Origin of the sequence: Nitrospirillum amazonense (assembly GCF_007828045.1) — a bacterium.
GTDB classification, from domain to species: domain Bacteria; phylum Pseudomonadota; class Alphaproteobacteria; order Azospirillales; family Azospirillaceae; genus Nitrospirillum; species Nitrospirillum amazonense_C.
In genome coordinates this window covers 578,115-595,351 of record NZ_VITN01000002.1, presented here as the reverse complement: position 1 = coordinate 595,351, position 17,237 = coordinate 578,115, and the positions used below count along the sequence as shown (strand labels likewise).

At 64.4% G+C, this 17,237-nt stretch carries 12 protein-coding genes; 7 read left to right on the top strand and 5 right to left on the bottom strand.

Annotated features, from left to right (window positions below; genetic code table 11):
* Window positions 1–11 precede the first annotated feature (11 nt).
* Window positions 12–1,682, bottom strand: a complete 1,671-nt coding sequence (locus FBZ89_RS05065; protein WP_145748912.1) for a methyl-accepting chemotaxis protein — start codon at window positions 1,680–1,682, stop codon at window positions 12–14.
* A gap of 647 nt (window positions 1,683–2,329) precedes the next feature.
* On the opposite strand from FBZ89_RS05065, the gene FBZ89_RS05060 reads away from it, so the two are divergent.
* The 7 genes from FBZ89_RS05060 (at window position 2,330) to FBZ89_RS05030 (ending at window position 11,621) form a co-directional block, all read left to right on the top strand.
* A complete protein-coding gene (locus FBZ89_RS05060; protein WP_145748911.1) occupies window positions 2,330–3,304 on the top strand; it encodes a LysR family transcriptional regulator in 975 nt (324 codons plus the stop codon).
* 260 nt (window positions 3,305–3,564) lie between these two features.
* Window positions 3,565–5,835 carry a TonB-dependent siderophore receptor gene (locus FBZ89_RS05055; RefSeq protein ID WP_145748910.1) on the top strand — a complete coding sequence of 757 codons (2,271 nt, stop codon included), beginning with the start codon at window positions 3,565–3,567 and terminating at the stop codon, window positions 5,833–5,835.
* Window positions 5,836–6,059: 224 nt separating this feature from the next.
* Window positions 6,060–7,634 (top strand): ABC transporter ATP-binding protein/permease, encoded by a 1,575-nt coding sequence (locus tag FBZ89_RS05050; protein ID WP_145748909.1) that lies wholly within the window; start codon window positions 6,060–6,062, stop codon window positions 7,632–7,634.
* A complete protein-coding gene (locus tag FBZ89_RS05045) occupies window positions 7,631–8,989 on the top strand; it encodes a TldD/PmbA family protein (RefSeq protein WP_145748908.1) in 1,359 nt (452 codons plus the stop codon). The genes FBZ89_RS05050 and FBZ89_RS05045 overlap by 4 nt, the downstream gene beginning before the upstream one ends.
* Window positions 8,986–10,437 (top strand): metalloprotease TldD, encoded by a 1,452-nt coding sequence (gene tldD / locus FBZ89_RS05040; protein WP_145748907.1) that lies wholly within the window; start codon window positions 8,986–8,988, stop codon window positions 10,435–10,437. The genes FBZ89_RS05045 and tldD overlap by 4 nt, the downstream gene beginning before the upstream one ends.
* 15 nt (window positions 10,438–10,452) lie before the next feature.
* Window positions 10,453–10,776 (top strand): thioredoxin, encoded by a 324-nt coding sequence (gene trxA / locus FBZ89_RS05035; RefSeq protein WP_145748906.1) that lies wholly within the window; start codon window positions 10,453–10,455, stop codon window positions 10,774–10,776.
* 2 nt (window positions 10,777–10,778) lie between these two features.
* Window positions 10,779–11,621, top strand: a complete 843-nt coding sequence (locus FBZ89_RS05030) for a hypothetical protein (RefSeq protein WP_145748905.1) — start codon at window positions 10,779–10,781, stop codon at window positions 11,619–11,621.
* 289 nt (window positions 11,622–11,910) lie between these two features.
* Here FBZ89_RS05030 and FBZ89_RS05025 read toward each other — a convergent pair whose 3' ends face one another.
* From FBZ89_RS05025 to FBZ89_RS05010, 4 genes are all read right to left on the bottom strand, one after another.
* Window positions 11,911–12,783: a CPBP family intramembrane glutamic endopeptidase gene (locus FBZ89_RS05025; protein WP_145748904.1), complete on the bottom strand. Its 873-nt coding sequence runs from the start codon at window positions 12,781–12,783 to the stop codon at window positions 11,911–11,913.
* A 39-nt stretch (window positions 12,784–12,822) separates the two neighbouring features.
* On the bottom strand, window positions 12,823–15,399 hold the full coding sequence (locus tag FBZ89_RS05020) for an excinuclease ABC subunit UvrA (protein WP_145748903.1): 2,577 nt from the start codon (window positions 15,397–15,399) through the stop codon (window positions 12,823–12,825).
* A gap of 70 nt (window positions 15,400–15,469) precedes the next feature.
* The gene (locus FBZ89_RS05015) at window positions 15,470–15,715 is read right to left on the bottom strand and encodes a DUF2783 domain-containing protein (RefSeq protein WP_145748902.1); all 246 of its coding nucleotides are present in this window, start codon (window positions 15,713–15,715) and stop codon (window positions 15,470–15,472) included.
* Window positions 15,708–17,231, bottom strand: coding sequence for an FAD-dependent oxidoreductase (locus FBZ89_RS05010; protein ID WP_145748901.1), 1,524 nt, complete (start codon window positions 17,229–17,231; stop codon window positions 15,708–15,710). Before FBZ89_RS05010 ends, FBZ89_RS05015 begins: the two co-directional genes overlap by 8 nt.
* Between the last annotated feature and the right edge of the window lie 6 nt (window positions 17,232–17,237).

Sequence of the window (17,237 nt, the reverse complement as noted above, 5' to 3'; positions counted from 1 at the left end):
GGGCCGCCGCCTCAGGCGGCGCGGATCTCCCGCAGGAAGGTGTCGACCTGCTGCTTCAGCAATTCGCCGTTCTTGCTGAGGTCGTTGGCGGCCGAGTGCACCTCGCCCGCGGCGCCGCCGGTTTCCTGGGCCGCGCCGCTGACTTCCGCAATGGTCTGAGAGACGTCGTTGGTGCCTTGAGCGGCCTGCTGGACGTTGCGCGTGATCTCGTTCGTGGTCGCGGCCTGTTCCTCCACCGCCGCGGCGATGGTGGTGGCGGCCTGATTCACCTGATTGATGATATCGGCGATGCCCTGGATGGACTTCGCCGACGCTTCCGTCGCCGTCTGCATGCCGGTGATCTGCGCACGGATCTCGTCCGTCGCCTGCGCCGTCTGGGTGGCCAGCGACTTCACTTCGGACGCGACGATGGCGAAGCCCTTGCCGGCATCCCCGGCGCGCGCCGCCTCGATGGTCGCGTTCAGGGCCAGCAGGTTGGTGCGGCTGGCGATGTCGTTGATCAGCGTCACCACCTCGCCGATGCGCTGGGCCGACTGCATCAGGCCCTGCACCTCGCCATTGGTGCGGTCGGCCTGAGTAACGGCACTGGAAATCATCTGGGTCGAGCGTGACACCTGCGCCGTGATCTCCTGGATGGAGGCGGACAGCTCTTCCGTGGCGGCCGCCACCGTCTGCACATTCTGCGTCGCCTGCATGGAGGCGGCCGCCACCGTTCCCGCCTGGCGGGCGACGTTGTCGGACGAGGAACTCAGGGTCTGGGCCGTGGCCAGCAATTCCGTGGCCTGCGACGTCACGCCGTTGACGACACCGCCCACGCGGTTCTCGAAGGCGCTGGCCAAATCCAGCATCGCCTGACGGCGTTCCGTCTCCGCGCGCCGCTTCAGCGCCTCCTGCTCCGACCGCAGGCGCTCCGCCTCGATCATGTTGTCCTTGAACACGCCGACGGCCTGGGCCATGCCGCCGATCTCGTCCTGACGATCACGGGCGGGAATTTCCACGCTGGTGTTGCCACCGGCCAGGGTCTGCATTGCCGCCGTCATGTCCACGATGGGCCTGGCCACAGCCCGAGTAAGGCCCCACGCCATAATGGCGGCGAGAAGGATGGACAGACCGCTGCTGACCAGCGCCACCGACGTGGCTGTGCTGAGCGCGTCGGCCTGAAGCACGGCGCGTTGCGCCAGCAGGTCGCGTTCCACCTTGTCCATTTCCGCGACCTTCGCACGTATCCCGTCCATGGACGCCTTGCCGGTGCCGCTGGCCTCCAGCTTGCGGGCTTGCTCCACCGTTTCTGGCTTGCCCATCAGGCTGATTTCCTTTTCTGCCACGTCCCGGCGCCACGTCTGTTCAAAGCGGCGCAAATCATCAAGGCGCGCCTGTTGCGCAGGATTGTCCGCCGTCAGGGATTTCACTTCCAGGAAGGCCGCCTCAAACGCTGCCTGGCCCTTCTGGTAAGGCTCCAGGAATTTGCTGTCGGCGCCGATAAGATAGCCGCGTAAACCTGTTTCCCCGTCCACCATGGCGGCCATGGCGCTGCTGAGGCGCTCCAGCACTTTATGGGTGTGGTCCGCCCACCCGGTCGTTTCGTGGATGGTGGACAGCGCCCGGTAATTGATGCCGGAGGCGATCAGCGTCACGGCGACGATGACCGCGAAGGCGGCGGCCAGCTTCCGACCGACCTTCATGGAAGAGAAAAGGTTCATTTCGTACCGTTGGAGTTGGTTGGTGTTATCCCTTTCGGATTAGACCTTATGGATTAATAAAGTGCTAATGTTGGGCCTTCAGGCTTGTCTGTATGCTGAAGGATATAAATGGCGACCATTGAAATGACGAAGTTATGAAATAATAAGTTTCAATTATAGAGAAATCGTCCTCTATTAGATAGAATTACAGCAAATGCGTGGCAACAAGGACGTATCTATTTGGAAGTCCTCGGCCTGTAGCTATAAATTTTGGCTTGGTCGAGGCGGTGGCGGCGGCTAGTTGGCGCGTGCCACGGCGGCTGAGGATGCCCATGCAAAGACATAAAAAGGCGGGAAACGTCGGCGCCTTCCGGCCTCTCTATATTGGCGTTGATGGCCGCATGCCCCCTGAACTGGAACACAAAGACTATACCCACTTCCGCATTCCCGTCGGTTCGGCTGCCACCGTGTATAGGTGTAAAGGCAGTTCACCGCGAGGGTTTCACCAATTGATGTCAGGGCCAACGGGTCATTTGGGTGTATTGAAGCGCGAATACGCCAATGGCGATGTTCATACCACCAGATATTCAACGCATGACCTGAGTGATCGTGGCGACATTTTTTCCCCTTGCCAGCGTTTGTGGTGAGGAGTGAAGCTGGTGGTCGAAATTTTCGTGAGGGCTGTTATGGTTAATGGCGGGCTGGATTTTCTCAAGAGAAGTAATTTAAACCAATTTTACGCCCTCGACGCCATTCTAAACACAGCCTCCATAACGGAGGCCGCGACCCGCATGCATATTAGTCAGCCTGCGATGAGTCTCGCTCTCAAAAAATTGCGGGAGCACTTTAGTGATGAGCTTGTCGTATACAGTAACGGCCAAAGGCAAATGACGGCATTGGCGGAGGCCCTTCGTCCCCGCGTGCGCCATTTGTTGCGGGAAGCGGCGGACGTTTTCGGCACGACCCTGAGCTTCGATCCGGCGACGGACCGGAGGACCATCCGCATAGCGGCGCCGGACATGGTGGAGATCACCTTCCTGCCCCTCGTCATTCGGCGCCTTCAGAAGGAGGCGCCGGGCGTTGATATCCACATCGCCCCCTTCCAGTATGCGAATGCGGAAGTATTGCTGGAAAAAGATATCGATTTGGTGATCGTCTCGGAAAATTTTCAATCAAACAGCCTATCGAAGATTCATCTGTTCTACGAACAGCTCTCCTGCATGGTTTGGAACGATCATCCGGTAGTTGATCATGAAATGGAACTGGAGACGTATTTAATGGGCCGCCATGCGGCGATGTTCCAGTCGATGGAAATATTAGTAAATGTAAATGCCGAAACGCTGGATATTCTGGATCGCCGTCACGTGGCGGTCCGGACTGCGCGCTATGCGATGCTGCCTAATATTGTTATAGGAACCGATTTGATTGTCACAACCGTCTCCCGGTTTGCACAATTCTTTGCCAGTATATTGCCATTGAAGGTTCTCGCAACCCCATTCCCGAGCGAATACACGTCCATCATGGCGCAATGGCATCCCCATCGCGACCAGGAACCGCTTATGCGCTGGCTGGTGTCCATCCTGCATGACGAGGCGTCGCGCTTTCCCCTTCATAAATTGAAATGATGCGGGCATTGGCAGAACTGATTTGCCAGGTAGGCATTATTCTCCCAATTTAACTCTTAGCTTCTCGCGAAGAAGCCGCCAATCGCCTCTGATACAGAGGTGAATGGCCAAATACTGAAAAACAAAATTCGGGCGAGTGTGCACCATTCCTTAAGGATTTGGTGACACGAGATAATAATAGTCAGCCTGCATAACATTGTAGTCTGGAATCATTTGAAGATTCCGGCAACGATGGCGGCTGGCGGAACAGGAGCAGGGGAATGAAGGGCTGGGACTTGTTGGCCGGTGTCTCGGCCGTTGCGGCCTTTGTCGCGGCGGCGCCGGCAATTGCGGGGGATATGCAGATCAACGTGCCGTCCATGCCGATGGAGCGGGCGCTGGATGAAATCGGCCGGCAGTCGGGCCAGAAGGTCGACTACGACCCGGACGCGGTGCGCGGCTTGACGTCCGTCGCCGTGACCGGTGGAAAGAGCGCCGACAGCGCCATCGAGGCCGCCATCGCGGGGACGCGGCTGGTGCTTATCGATGTCAAAGGCATTCCCACCATCATCAGCTATATCGTGGTCATGGCGCACCGCGATGAGGCCGAGACCAGCCTGCTGGTCCGTGACGCCTCAACCTCCAGCCGCAGCGGCGCCTCCCTGCGTGAGCAGGCGCGCAATACGACGGTCATTTCCAGCAAGCTGATGGAAGACCAGCAGGCGCAGAACGTGGAGGATGCGCTTCGGGATGCCGGTGGCGTCATCCCCAACCTGGCCACCGTCCAGGGCGGCAACACCTATAGCGTCCGTGGTTTTGCGTCCACCGGCCTGACGAACGGTCTTGCCTCCTCCGTGGGAAGCAGCTCCATCGCGGGGGCATCGCAGCCGGTGGCGGGGTTGGAGCGCATCGAGGTGTTGAAGGGGCCGGACGCCCTGTTGAACGGCTCCTCCAGCCTTGGCGGCACCATCAACCTGGTGACCAAGAAGCCGACGGCGGATCCCTTGCTGAACGCCTCGCTGGAATATGGCAGCTATCAGGGGCGCAAGGGAACGATCGACGCCTCCGACGCGCTGAGCGACGACGATAGACTCAGTGGCCGTCTGATCCTGTCCGGTGCCGATGCCGATCACAATTGGCAGAATTACCGGGGGGACCAGAATTACCTCATCGCCCCCAGCCTGCGGTTCAAGGATGAGAAGACCGACGCGATCCTGAGCGCCCAGATCTACGACCAGTCCACCGGCGTCAATCCCTACACCTATATGTACAAGGGGCAAATCGTCCCGGTGAGAAGCCAGCCCATCGGCCCCGCCGACGCCGGCTTCGACGTGAATGACAAGGAGGTCGGCTATTCGGTTGAGCACAAGGCCACCGACTGGCTCACGCTCGTCAGCCGCGGGCAGTATCAGAACCAGGATCTCAGTTTCGGGTTCTACGCGCCTTTCGTCGTGTTGTCGCCCACGAACCTGCTGGTATCCAATAACCCGCAGGAGCAGCGCAACAGGACCTGGTCCCTGGATAACTATGCCCGGCTGAAGTTCGACACCTCTGTCATCAACCACAATATCAATATCGGCTATAGCTATGTTCAGACGCATGATGATGCGCTGGACTCGTCGAAGGGCAGCATGTTCCCCTTCGACTTGACGACCGGTGTCGTCAAACCGCTCCCGTCCATCGATGAGATGTCCTACACCCTGAAGTATAACGAAAAGGCGTTCTACTTTCAGGACATCATGACCTGGGGGCCGGTACACTTCATCGGCGGCGTACGGCAGAATTGGTACGATACTACCAGCCATATTTATGGGCCGCGCCCATCGACCAGCCAAACGTCTGCCACGTCGGCGGTGCCCAGTTACGGCGCGGTGTATGAGATCACCGACAATTTGTCGTTGTTCGGTAACTATGCGCTTGGCTTCAATCCAAATTTTTCTTTGGATTATCAAAAAAATCGTCTGCCTGACATGGATACCAAGAATCTTGAAGGCGGCGTGAAGCTGTCCATGCTGAATCAAAGGCTGGAGTTGGTGGCGTCGGTGTTCCGGCTTCAGCAAAGCAACGTGGTGATTTCCGACCCGGCCCACCCTGGCTTTTACCTCGCCGCTCCTGGCCAGGAAAGCAAAGGCGTCGACCTCGATTTGCGGGGCACCATCCTGCCCGGCTGGACGGTCGTTTCCACCTTCACCTACAGCAAGTTTGATCAGTTGAACGCCAAGTTGGGCGCTTATGTGGCCGGTCAGCCGCGTGTGAAGTACAGCCTGTACACATCCTATGCCTACCATGTCGATGAAGATATGACGGTGACCGCTTCGGGCGGTCTTTACGGAAATTCCAGCTCTTACGTCAATACAAAGGGGACGGAGCAGGTTCCGAGCGTCAATCAATTCGATGTCAATGTCATTGGCGCCTACAAGTCCTGGCAGCTCAATGTGGGCGTCAAGAACCTCTTCGACCGCCGCAATTACGGCGTCTCCGTTGCCGACAGCTACATCCCCATCCTGGAGCCGCGCACCTGGCGCGCCACCTTGTCTTACAAATTCTTCTAATTCGCTGAGATCGAGTGTCGCCTGAATGAGCATATCCAACGATACAGTGCAGGGAGCCCGGCCACAGGCCGGGCTCCCAACCGTCAGCACAGGGGTGCGGCTACGTCATTTTCTGAAGCTGTTGACATCGTACTGGCTGTCCTCGGACTGGGTGTTTGCTTGGTCTGGCGTTGCATTTCTTTTGGCAAGTCAATCTATTGTTATCTATACCGCTGTCATGTCGAATGACTGGCAGCATAATTTTTTATGATGTCGTTCAAAATAAACAGGTCGATTTGTTTTTCCCATTGGTGCTGAAATTCTTTCTGATCAATGGCTGTTGGGCCCTGGCCATCGTCTTCACCCTGTACGTCAACGGTATGTTCGCCATGAGGTGGCGGACGTTCCTGACGACGGAGTACGTGTCGCGATGGCTGGAGGGCAACGGGTTCTACTCTTTGGAAAGGGCTGGATTGATTGACAATCCAGATCAACGAATAGCGGAAGATATAAAGGACTTTACTGCGAGCGTATTGACGATAGTAATCGGGTTTTTTGGCTGCATTACGTCCAGCATAAGCTTTGGCTATGTGCTTTGGAATACGGCGGAGCCGATACGGTTTTTCATCGCGGGCCACCACATCTCCATCCCCGGGGATATGCTCTGGTATTCCCTGCTGTACACGGCGCTGTCCACCGGGGCTGTCATCTGGGTTGGCCGACCGCTGATTTTCCGCACCATGCGTCAGCAGCAGCTGGAGGCCGATTTCAGGTTCGGTTTGATCTATATTCGTCGCAACGCGGAGCAAATCGCCTTCCTGAATGCGGCGTCGACGGAACAGCAGTCCCTACGGGAAGCATTCGATCACATTAAGAAGAATTATCATCGGCTGATCCTGGCGCAGATGGGCATCAACGCGACCCAGCATGCGTTTGGCAACATCGGCCAGGTGTTGCCGTTGTTTTTGGCCATTCCCAAGTATTTCGCCGGTGCGCTGACATTCGGCGGGGTGATGGCCGCCAAGGATGCTTTCAGCCACATGACCTCATCCCTTTCGTTCTTCCAACAGGCCTTCCAGTCATTCGCTCAGCAAATCGCCAACGTCAACCGTATCTGGGCTTTCGATCAGGCGCTGGAGTTGAAAAGAGGCGCGGGTATTGAAGTTATAAGGGAAGATAGCGGCACCATCTCCGCCCAGGATCTTCGGCTGGATTTCTACCACAACGCATCCTTGACCATCGGGGATTGGACGATCCTGCCCGGGCAGCGCTGGGTTGTGGTGGGGCCATCGGGCGTTGGCAAGAGCTCCACCATGAGGGCCATCGCCGGCTTGTGGCCGGATGGCGCCGGGGTGGTCCGGGTGCCGTCCCAGGGCCTGACGATGTTCGTGCCGCAGCGCCTTTATCTACCCATCGGGACCTTGAAGAACGCCATCTGCTTTCCCGCCTCGCCGGAGCAATACGACGACGGCCAGGTCACCTCTTTGCTCAGCATCGCCGGGTTGGAAAAGCATGCCAAGCGGCTGCATGAATCCCGCCCCTGGGCCGACCAGCTCTCCCCCGGGGAGCAGCAGAGGCTGGCTCTGGTTCGCATCCTGCTCTACCGGCCGGACCGCTTGGTCCTCGATGAGGCCACCAGCGCTTTGGACACGGCGAACGCGCTCCACTTCTACACCACCCTGCTTGAGCGGCTGCCGTCCGTCACCCTGATCAGCGTCGTCCATGATGAGCGCCTGAAGCCGTTCCATACCCATTGCCTGAGGTTGGCGGTGGATGGGGCGACCCAGTCCGCGCTGGCCCCGAAAGAGGAAATCGTATGATAAGCGCCTACATCAGCGACAGCGAGGCGGACCTGCGCGCGGCCAGCCAGCAGGCCGTCGAGCTGGCTCTATGCGCCGGCGGCAAGCAGGCCAGCGCCAGCGCCGTCTCCGGTGGGGGACTTCAGCTTGGCTTGCGGGATGGGCGGCTGGAAACGGCCGTGCGCAGCGGCCATCGGTCCCTCAACCTGACGGTTTTCAAGGACGGCCGGGTTGGGTCGGCATCAACGACCACCTTGGACGCCGAGGCCATCAAGCGCCTGGTCCAGGAAGCGGTCAGCATCATGCAATGGGCGCAGCCGGACGCCGACAACGGCTTGGCGGACGCCGCCGACCTGGCCCATGACGTTCCGCAGCCCCTGCGGTACGAGCCGGCCGGCGACGATGCCGCGGCGATGGCCGAGGAGGCGTCGGGCATGGAGCGGGCGTTGCACGCCGTCGAAATGCCGGCCGGGACGGAATTGCGGACGTCGGAGGTGGGGCTCAATTGCTCTGAGGCCTTGTCGGTGATGGTCACCTCGTCCGGCTTTTGCCGTGCGACCCTGGCTTCCACCCAGGCGCGTTGGTGTTCGGCGTTGGCTGCGCGGGACGGCGCCATGGCCCGGGACTACGCGCAGTCCATGGCCTGCCGGCGAAGCGACCTTCGCCCGGCGGCGTGGTTGGCGGAATGGGCCCTGCGGGGGGCCACTGGGCAACTGGGCGCCCGCACCGTGCCATCCGGCACCGGGCCGGTCCTGTTCAGTCCGCGGACCGCGCAGGTGCTGATCGAGGATCTGGTCGGCGCGCTGATGGGTGCCGCCCAGTACCGGCGTGCCAGCTTCCTGGCCGGTGCGCTGGGGGAACAGGTGGCGGCGGACCATATCGACCTGATCGAGGATCCGTTCGAGCCCTGGGGACTGGCCAGCGGCGCCTACGACGCCGAAGGCGTCGCCGGCAGCCGCCGCCCGATCCTCGATGCCGGGGTGGTCGGCGGCTACTTCCTGAACAGCCTGAACGCCCGGCGCCTGGGGATGCGGACCACGGGCAACGCCAGCGGCCCGTACAACCTGACGCTTTCCAGCCGGCGCCCCGGCGGCGATGGCTTGGCGATGCGGCGGCACCTCGGCACCGGTCTGCTGGTCACCGCGATCACCGGCGGACGGACCGACCCGGCGACGGGGCATTGGAACCGGGCGGTCGAGGGATATTGGGTCGAGGACGGCGTCCCGGGGTTTCCCGTTGCCGGCATCACCTTGAGCGGGGATATGCGCACGATGCTGCGGGGAATCACCCATGTCGGCGACGATGTCGAGCGATTTGGCGCCTTTCGCACGGGATCCATTCTGGTTGACGCGATGCATATCGGAGGACGGGCATGAACAATCCGCCAAACATGGATTGGGCCCGGCGTCTCATCCTCCATCCCAATCAGTTGGATGAGGTCGAGCTGTCGCGCGCGCTGGAGCAGTTGGCGGCGGGGGCCGACTTCGCCGACATGTTCTTCGAAAGCACCAAGTCGCGCGAGTGGCGGCTGGACAACGGCAAGGTTTCGGCGGGCAGCTTTTCCATCGGCCAGGGGCTGGGCTCCCGCGCGGTGCGTGGCGATCAGGTTTCCTTCGCGCATACCAGTGACCTTCGCCCGGAGGCCATAAGATCCGCGCACCGGACGGTGCAGGCTCTGACCCGGCTGGGCGGCGGGGCGGTGGCCGCCCCCTCGGTGCCGCTCGTTCCGCAGTTGACGGACCATGGGCTCTACTCCCGCAAGGACCCCTTGGCATCCGCCAACCTGTTGTCCTGGGTCCAACTGCTGGAGAAGGTGGACATGCAGGCCAGGGCGGCGCATCCCGCCGTGCGCCAGGTCAACGCGTCGCTGTCGTCCGCGCATCGCGTGGTGCTGATCGCCAATACCGATGGGCAGCTGGTTGCCGACGCGCGCCCGGTGACGCGGCTGTTCATCCATGTCGTGCTGGAGCGTGCCGGGACGCGTGCCCAGGGAAGTGCTGGCGTTGGTGGACGGTACGGGCTGGAGGGCCTGACGGATGAGGCGGTGGCATCGGTCGTGTCCCAGGCCGTGCGTGTCGCCACCGTCAACCTGGATGCGCGGCCGGCCCCGGGCGGGGTGATGCCGGTCGTATTGGGGCCGGGCTATGCCGGCGTCCTGTTCCATGAAGCGGTCGGCCACGGCCTGGAGGGGGACCATCACCGCAAGGGCCTTTCCGTCTTTGCCTGCCGCATGGGGGAACGCATCGCGCCCGAAATGGTGACGGTCCTGGACGACGGGTCGCTGCCCGGCCGCCTGGGCAGCGTGGGCGTCGATGATGAAGGGGCGCCGGGGCAGAGGACCGCCCTTATCGAGAACGGCGTGCTGACCGGGCTGATGCAGGACCGCCTGAACGCCCGCCTTATGGACATGACGCCAACGGGAAACGCGCGGCGCCAGTCCTATGCGCATCTCCCCATGCCGCGGATGACGAACACCTTCCTGCTGGCCGGCCAGGAGGACCCGACCGACATCGTCGCGTCGGTGGCGCGCGGCATCTACGCCCCCCGGATGGGGGGTGGTCAGGTGGATATCACCAGCGGCCGTTTCAATTTCACCGCCGTCGAGGCCTATCTCATCGAGGACGGCAAGATCACCGCCCCGGTGAAGGGGGTGACGCTGGTGGGCGTGGGGCATGAGGCGCTGCGCCACATCCGTGCCGTCGGCCATGACTGGGCGCTGGATGAGGGAATCGCGACCTGCGGCAAAGCGGGCCAGACGGTAAGCGTCAGCGTGGGACAGCCGACCCTGCGGATCGATGAAATGGTTGTAAGTGGCAGTGTGTGACCTGGAGGAATCAAAATGAAAAAAGCGACTAATGTGAATACCGTGGAATTCAATTCGAAAGTTCTTGAGGCCGGAAGCCCCGTCCTGGTGGATTTCTGGGCACCGTGGTGCGGGCCGTGCCGCGCACTGGCCCCGATACTTGACGAGGTGGCCTCCGATTTTGACGGCACCATGGATGTCTATAAAGTTGATATCGAGGCGGAGCCGGACGTGGCCGCGCGCTTCGGCGTGCAGACCGTGCCCGTACTGATCCTGTTCAAGGGCGGCGAGGAGATCCATCGCCGGGTCGGCACCCTCTCGCGCACCCAGCTCACGGCCATCATCGAGCAGAAATTATGACGGTGGGCACCTCCGCGTTCCATGGCCGTCCGGATTTGAAGCGGCGGCTGATCGACGGCATCGACGCACTGATCGACCAGGGGCATATCACGGGCAAACGGAATGCCAAGTCCCTGACGGGCCTGATGTCCATTGACTGTGAGGAGTTTTCAGAGGTCTACGGCCTGCCCCCGTCCCTGGTGCTGTTGCTGGATGTTATGCCGGCCTATGCCGGTGAAGCGGCCGCGATCGCGGCGTGGCGGGATTTGGTGGCGGCCATCGAGCCGGGGGCGGATCTGAACCCGCCATTGTATGGTTTCCTGATGATGATGATGGTCCCGCCACGGGATGACATCGATCCGTCGGACATCACTGGTCGTCTGTCGAAACTTCACCAGAGGCTTTTGGCCGGGGAGGCGGTGGCGCGTGCCGAATGGGCCAGCCTCCGGAACGAGTTGGTCGCCCTGTCGGAAGAAAAGTTCCCACCGGGCGATCGGCGCAAACTGCAATATTCCGTGTGGGAAGCGGCGGCGTGGCCGCTGAGCAGTTCCCCCAGCATATTGGTTCAGATGTTCAGAAGCTGGGGAATTCTGAGCGAACTGGTGCCGGATCCGGAATGGTCTGACGCCGACGAGGCCCGCAAGGACCAGGTGCTCAACGAGATTTGGCAGGAACAGGCCCCGGCGCGCACCGCAGGGGAACGGCTGAACTATCCGGCCCTGTTCAGCGCGCGTGAGCCTGACTTGGCCGGCCGGTTTGAAGCCCATCTGGCCCGGGCCAACGCGGGCGCCAGCGCGCGGTGGATCGAGGCGGTCAACTATCTGGCGATGCTGTTCACGCGCCAGGGCGTCACGGATCAGGTTTGACGGAACGCTTGATGCCGTGGTGACGCAAGGATCGAAGAAGGCGTCGCCGCGAGCCCGGCATGAGAACCGGCCGAGTGTCGCCCGGGTCACGCCCCCCTCGCCGCGGCCAGAGCGAAGCCGGCCGCTCTCGGCAGATCCGTGATTTCCAAGGAGGGGGGCTCAGGATAATGGGGCCTGGAGTGGAACAGGCCGGGAGCAAGATGTGATCAGGGCTGATCGCAGCTTGCTCCAGCTAAACAAGGCTTTGATCGGCGTCAGGCGACCGTGTGACCTCGCATGGCGGACCGCGTCATCCCGCCGCTTGCAGCATGGGGTAGGTGAACAGGAAGAAGTGGGTGGCGTTCAGGCCCACGTGGGCCAGGATGGCCGCCGGCAACCCGCCCCGGCGGTAGGCCAGGCCATAGCCGGCGCCGGCTATGGTGCCCAGCACCACCCAGCGCGGGCCTCCGCCCAGGTGGGCCAGCCCGAACAGGGCCGAGGCCGCCAGCAGGGCGGCCGTTTGTCCCCAGGGCCGTCCCCAGCGCCAGCGCTCCAGCAGGCGCGTCAGTCCGCCCTGGATGTAGCCACGGAACAGCGCCTCCTCCGCCACGGTCACGAAGGCCAGGTTGTCGACCAGCCAGAGGCCGGCGCCGGCCGGGTATTTGGGCGCCCAAGCGACGGCTCCCAGCGCCAGGGCCGCCGCCAGGCAGGCGGCCGAGGCGCCGAGCCAGCCGGCCGCCGCCGCGGTCAGCGTGGCGCGCGGCGGCCGCAGGTCGCGGATCGTGGGCACCACCATCAACAGCCACAGCCCCGCCAGTGGCTTGTCCAGATTCAGGTACAGGCTGAAAGGCACGGCATCCGGCGTGATGCGTGCCGGCCCCATGACGCGCGGGTTGTGGAAGCCTGGCCATAGGTGGGCGGACAAGGCGACGGCCAGCGCCAGGAACAGGCCATGCCCCAGGGACCGCAGCAGGGGCGGGCGCCCCGGACCCACCGCCCACGCCGCGAGCCCCAGCAAGGCCAAAGCCCCGCCCGCCGGCCAGCCCAGCTGTCCATCCACGGCCGCCGCCGCGTAAGCCACGGCCAGGAAGCCCAGGGCCCAAAGACGGAAACGATCCGTCCAGGCGGCGGCCGTGGCCAGCGCCAACGCGATCCAGGGCGCGATCCAGGGAAGGGGGGTCATCGGCGTCCGGTCTTGGGTGGCGGGGCGGCTTTGCCTTCCCTAACCCAGGCGCAGGAAGGGCCGCAAGTGGGGTGCTGTCCGGCTGTCGGGCGACGCCGCCACCGCCGCCGGCACCCCGGCCGCCACCACGCGCCCGCCCTCGTCCCCGGCGCCGGGGCCAATGTCGATCACCCAGTCGCTGGCCGCCGCCACGCCCATGTCGTGGTCCACCACCACCACGGTGTTGCCGGCCGCGACCAGGGCATCCAGCTGGGCCACCAGCCGCTCCACATCCGTGGGATGCAGGCCCGTGGTGGGCTCATCCAGCACGTAAAGGGCGCCGCCCCGCTGGGCCCGCTGCAGTTCCGTCGCCAGCTTGATGCGCTGCGCCTCCCCGCCGGAGAACTCGGTGGCCGGCTGCCCCAGCCGCAGGTAATCCAGCCCCACGTCACGCAGCACGGTCAGCGACCGTTGGATGGCCGGCACGTCATGGAAGAAGTCGGATGCCGCCGCCACCGTCAGGCCCAGGACGTCGGCGATGGTCTTGCCGCGATAGGTGATCTCCAGCGTCTGGGCGTTGTAGCGGGTGCCATGGCAGACTGGGCAGGGGGCGTAGACGCTGGGCAGGAACAGCAGTTCCACCATGACGAATCCCTCGCCCTCGCAGCGGGGACAGCGCCCCTTGGCCACGTTGAAGGAGAAGCGGCCGGCGTCGTAACGCCGCCGCTTGGCCTCCGGCGTCTCTGCGAACAGGGTGCGCACATGGTCCAGCAGGCCGGTGTATGTCGCCAGGTTGGACCGGGGCGTGCGGCCGATGGGCTTCTGGTCCACCCGGATCAGGCGCTTGATGCCGCCCAGCGCGTCCTTGGGCCCGCCCTCGAGGCGGCCTTCAGTCTCGGCCATCGGTTCCTGTTCCAGCATGGCCTCGGCGTCGGCCGGCGGCTCCTCCACCGCTACCGGCGCGCCCAGGGCCTTGCCCACCAGATCGACCAGCGCCTGGCTGACCAAGCTGGATTTTCCGGAGCCGGAGATGCCGGTGACGGTGGTCATGACGCCCAGCGGGAAGGCGCAGTCCAGGTTGGTCAGGTTGTTGCGGGTGACACCCACCAGGCGCAGCCAGCCCTGCGGATCGCGCGGCGTCCGCCGCCGTCCCCCCTCCGCCGCGAACAGGTGGCGGGCGGTCTCGGAGGCCGCCACGCGGCGCAACCCCTTGGGCGGCCCGCTGTACAGGATGCGCCCGCCACCCTCGCCAGCGGCGGGGCCGACATCGACGATCCAGTCGGCGTGGCGCACCACGTCCAGGTCATGCTCGACCACGAACAGGGAATTGCCCACGGCCTTCAGCCCGTCCAGCGCCCGCAGCAGCGCCCGGGTGTCGGCCGGGTGCAGGCCCGCCGACGGCTCATCCATCACATAGACCACGCCGAACAGATTGGAGACCACCTGGGTGGCCAGCCGCAGGCGCTGCAATTCCCCTGGCGACAGGGTGGGCGTGCTGCGCTCCAGCGTCAGGTAGCCCAGGCCCAAATCCAGCAGCACGGCCAGGCGCCGGCAGAGGTCGGCGGCGATGCGGGCGATGACGATGGCCGTTTCCGGCCGCGTCCGGCGCAATTGCGCCAGCCGCGCCGACCCATCGTCGGCATAGGCGGCGAACAGGGACGCTATGCGCTTCAGCGGCAGTTGGCCCATGGCCGCGATGTCCAGGCCTTCGAAGGTCACCGACAGCGATTCCGGCCGCAGGCGGCGGCCGGCGCAGGTGGGGCAGGGGCTGCTGACCATGAAGCTGGCCGCGCGCTTTTTCATCATGGCGCTGTGCGTGGTGGCGAAGCTGTGCATGACGTGGCGGCGCGCGCTGGAGAAGGTGCCCATGTAGTTGGGCGGCAGCTTGCGCCGGATGGCCTCACGCACCTCCGCCACGCTGAAGCCGGGATAGACCGGCACCTCGGGCTGTTCCTCGGTGAACAGGATCCAGTCGCGCGTCTCGCGGGGCAAGTCGCGCCAGGGCGTATCGACGTCGATGCCCAGTGTGATCAGGATGTCGCGCAGGTTCTGCCCACCCCAGGCGGTGGGCCAGGCCGCCACCGCCCGTTCGCGTATGGTCAGCGACGGGTCGGGCACCATGCTGGCCTCCGTCACCTCATGCACCCGGCCCAGGCCATGGCAGGTGGGGCACGCCCCCTCCGGCGTATTGGCGGAAAAGGCCTCCGCCTCCAGCAGGGGCTGGCCCGGCGGATAGTCGCCGGCGCGGGAGTACAGCATACGCAAGAGGTTGGACAGGGTGGTGACGCTGCCAACGGAGGAGCGCGCGGTGGGCGACCCGCGCTGCTGCTGCAGGGCCACGGCCGGTGGCAACCCCTCGATGGTGTCCACGTCCGGCACGCTCATCTGGTGGAACAGCCGGCGGGCGTAGGGCGATACCGATTCCAGGTAACGGCGCTGCGCCTCGGCATAGAGGGTGCTGAAGGCCAGGGAGGATTTGCCGGAGCCGGAGACGCCGGTGAACACCACCAGGGCATCGCGCGGAATGTCCACATCGACATTCTTCAGATTATGCTCCCGCGCGCCCCGCACCCGGACGAAGCCGGCTTTGGCCGTGTCCGTGTCGGCGGTGTCTTCGGGATCATGACGGTCGTGCATCCATGCCTCCTCGCGCCGGGCAAGGTCCCGGGCCAGGGTCAAGGTGCCACAGCCGGCCGGCGGGTGGCATTCAACCTTGGTGGGGGCAACCTTGGTGGGGCCCCGTCGTACGGGCCCGCTCGATGGCGGCCAGCACCAGGGATACGTCACCCACGGCGTTGACCAGCAGCAGGACCAGGCGGGCGTTCAGGGCGGCGCTGGCCTCGAACGCCAGGCCCTCGTGCGCGGCTAGAAGGGAGGCGTAGATGTCATCCCCCCGGCCTCCTAGACGGTCTTGGGCCAGGCTGTCCTCGGCCAAGGGATCGATGTCAGTCATAGGCGGTTTCTCCCAGGGCGCGCCGATGGGCGCGGCGGATGGCGGCGGCGTCGGCCCCGGCGGGGAAGCGGGCGGCGACATGCTGGTCGGGGCGGATGAGATAAAGGGCGCCGGCGCCGTAGCGCTGGGCGACCACACCGCCGGCTGGCAGGCGCAGCAGGGGCAGGCCCGTTTCCGCCGGGACCACGGTGTCGCCCACCGCCAGCAGGGTGAACCCCTGCCCCAGATGGTCCAGCAGGAAACCATCATCCAGCGGCGCGTCGGGGCAGGGTGTGCCGGGGGCCACCAGGCCGGGGGCGCCGGGCTCGGCTGGGGTTTGCGGCGACAGGCCGGCCAGGGAACAGGGCAGGGACAGGCGGCCGGAATTGACCAGGCGGCGGGCGAAGGCGTGGTCGACCGCCAGGTCCAGCACCGCCTGGCGGAACAGGTGTTCCATGGCGCTCTTGGGCGTCATGAAGGTGGTGGCGCGGGCGGAGTTCAGGATGTTCTCGTCCGCGCCCCGGCCGCGCTCCTCATCGTAACTGTCCAGCAGGGCGGCCGGCGCCCGGCCCTGGACCACCAGGGCCAGCTTCCAGGCCAGGTTGTCCGCGTCCTGGATGCCGCCGTTGCCGCCCCGGGCGCCGAAGGGGGAGACGACATGGGCGCTGTCGCCGGCGAAGATTACCCGGCCGTGCCTGAAGCGCGCCAACCGCCGGCATTGGAAGGTGTAGACGGAGGTCCAGACCAGGCGGAAGGGACGGTCACCGACCATGGCGCGGACGCGGGGGATGATGCGCTCCGGCCGCATTTCCTCCGCCGGATCGGCATCGGGGCCCAGTTGCAGGTCGATGCGGTAGATGTCGTCGGGCTGCTTGTGCAGCAGGGCGGACTGGCCGCCGTGGAAGGGTGGCTCGAACCAGAACCAGCGCTCCGCCGGGAAGTCGGCCTTCATCTCCACATCGGCGATGAGGAAGCGTTCCTCGAAGGCCTGGCCGGCGAAGGCCAGGCCCAGCAGGCCGCGCACCGGCGACCTGGCGCCGTCGCAGGCAATCAAATAGTCCGCCACCAGGTCATAGGCGCCGTCGGGCGCCTCCACCCGCGCGGCCACGCCCGCGTCCTCCGGCGTGACGCCTACTACCCGGTGGCACCAGCGCAGGTCGATCAGCCCGGGGAAGTCGGCGCAGCGCGCCACCAGCAGGCGTTCCACCTCATGCTGGGGCAGGTTGATGAAGGCCGGCATGCGGTGACCGGCCTCGGGCAACAGGTCGAAGGCGCAGACCTGGCGGGCCCCATGGAACAGGCGCCCCACCTTCCAGGTGACGCCCCGGTCCACCATGGGCCCGGCGACGCCCAGCCGGTCGAAAATCTCCAGCGTGCGCTTGGCCCAGCAGATGGCGCGGGAGCCCGCGGGCAGCCGGTCATTGTCGTCCAGCACCACGGTCGCCACGCCCCGCAGCGCCAGGTCGATGGCGACCGCCAAGCCCACCGGTCCGGCGCCCACGATGGCCACTGGCGGGCGCCTCTCGTTCCGATCCATTCCCCG

Coding starts and splice junctions, on each gene's coding strand:
- FBZ89_RS05055 (WP_145748910.1), top strand. CDS start 3,565: ATGAAGGGCTGGGACTTGTTGGCCGGTGTCTCGGCCGTTGCGGCCTTT.
- tldD (WP_145748907.1), top strand. CDS start 8,986: ATGAACAATCCGCCAAACATGGATTGGGCCCGGCGTCTCATCCTCCAT.
- FBZ89_RS05010 (WP_145748901.1), bottom strand. CDS start 17,231: ATGGATCGGAACGAGAGGCGCCCGCCAGTGGCCATCGTGGGCGCCGGA.
- FBZ89_RS05050 (WP_145748909.1), top strand. CDS start 6,060: ATGACTGGCAGCATAATTTTTTATGATGTCGTTCAAAATAAACAGGTC.
- FBZ89_RS05020 (WP_145748903.1), bottom strand. CDS start 15,399: ATGCACGACCGTCATGATCCCGAAGACACCGCCGACACGGACACGGCC.
- FBZ89_RS05025 (WP_145748904.1), bottom strand. CDS start 12,783: ATGACCCCCCTTCCCTGGATCGCGCCCTGGATCGCGTTGGCGCTGGCC.
- trxA (WP_145748906.1), top strand. CDS start 10,453: ATGAAAAAAGCGACTAATGTGAATACCGTGGAATTCAATTCGAAAGTT.
- FBZ89_RS05015 (WP_145748902.1), bottom strand. CDS start 15,715: ATGACTGACATCGATCCCTTGGCCGAGGACAGCCTGGCCCAAGACCGT.
- FBZ89_RS05045 (WP_145748908.1), top strand. CDS start 7,631: ATGATAAGCGCCTACATCAGCGACAGCGAGGCGGACCTGCGCGCGGCC.
- FBZ89_RS05065 (WP_145748912.1), bottom strand. CDS start 1,682: ATGAAGGTCGGTCGGAAGCTGGCCGCCGCCTTCGCGGTCATCGTCGCC.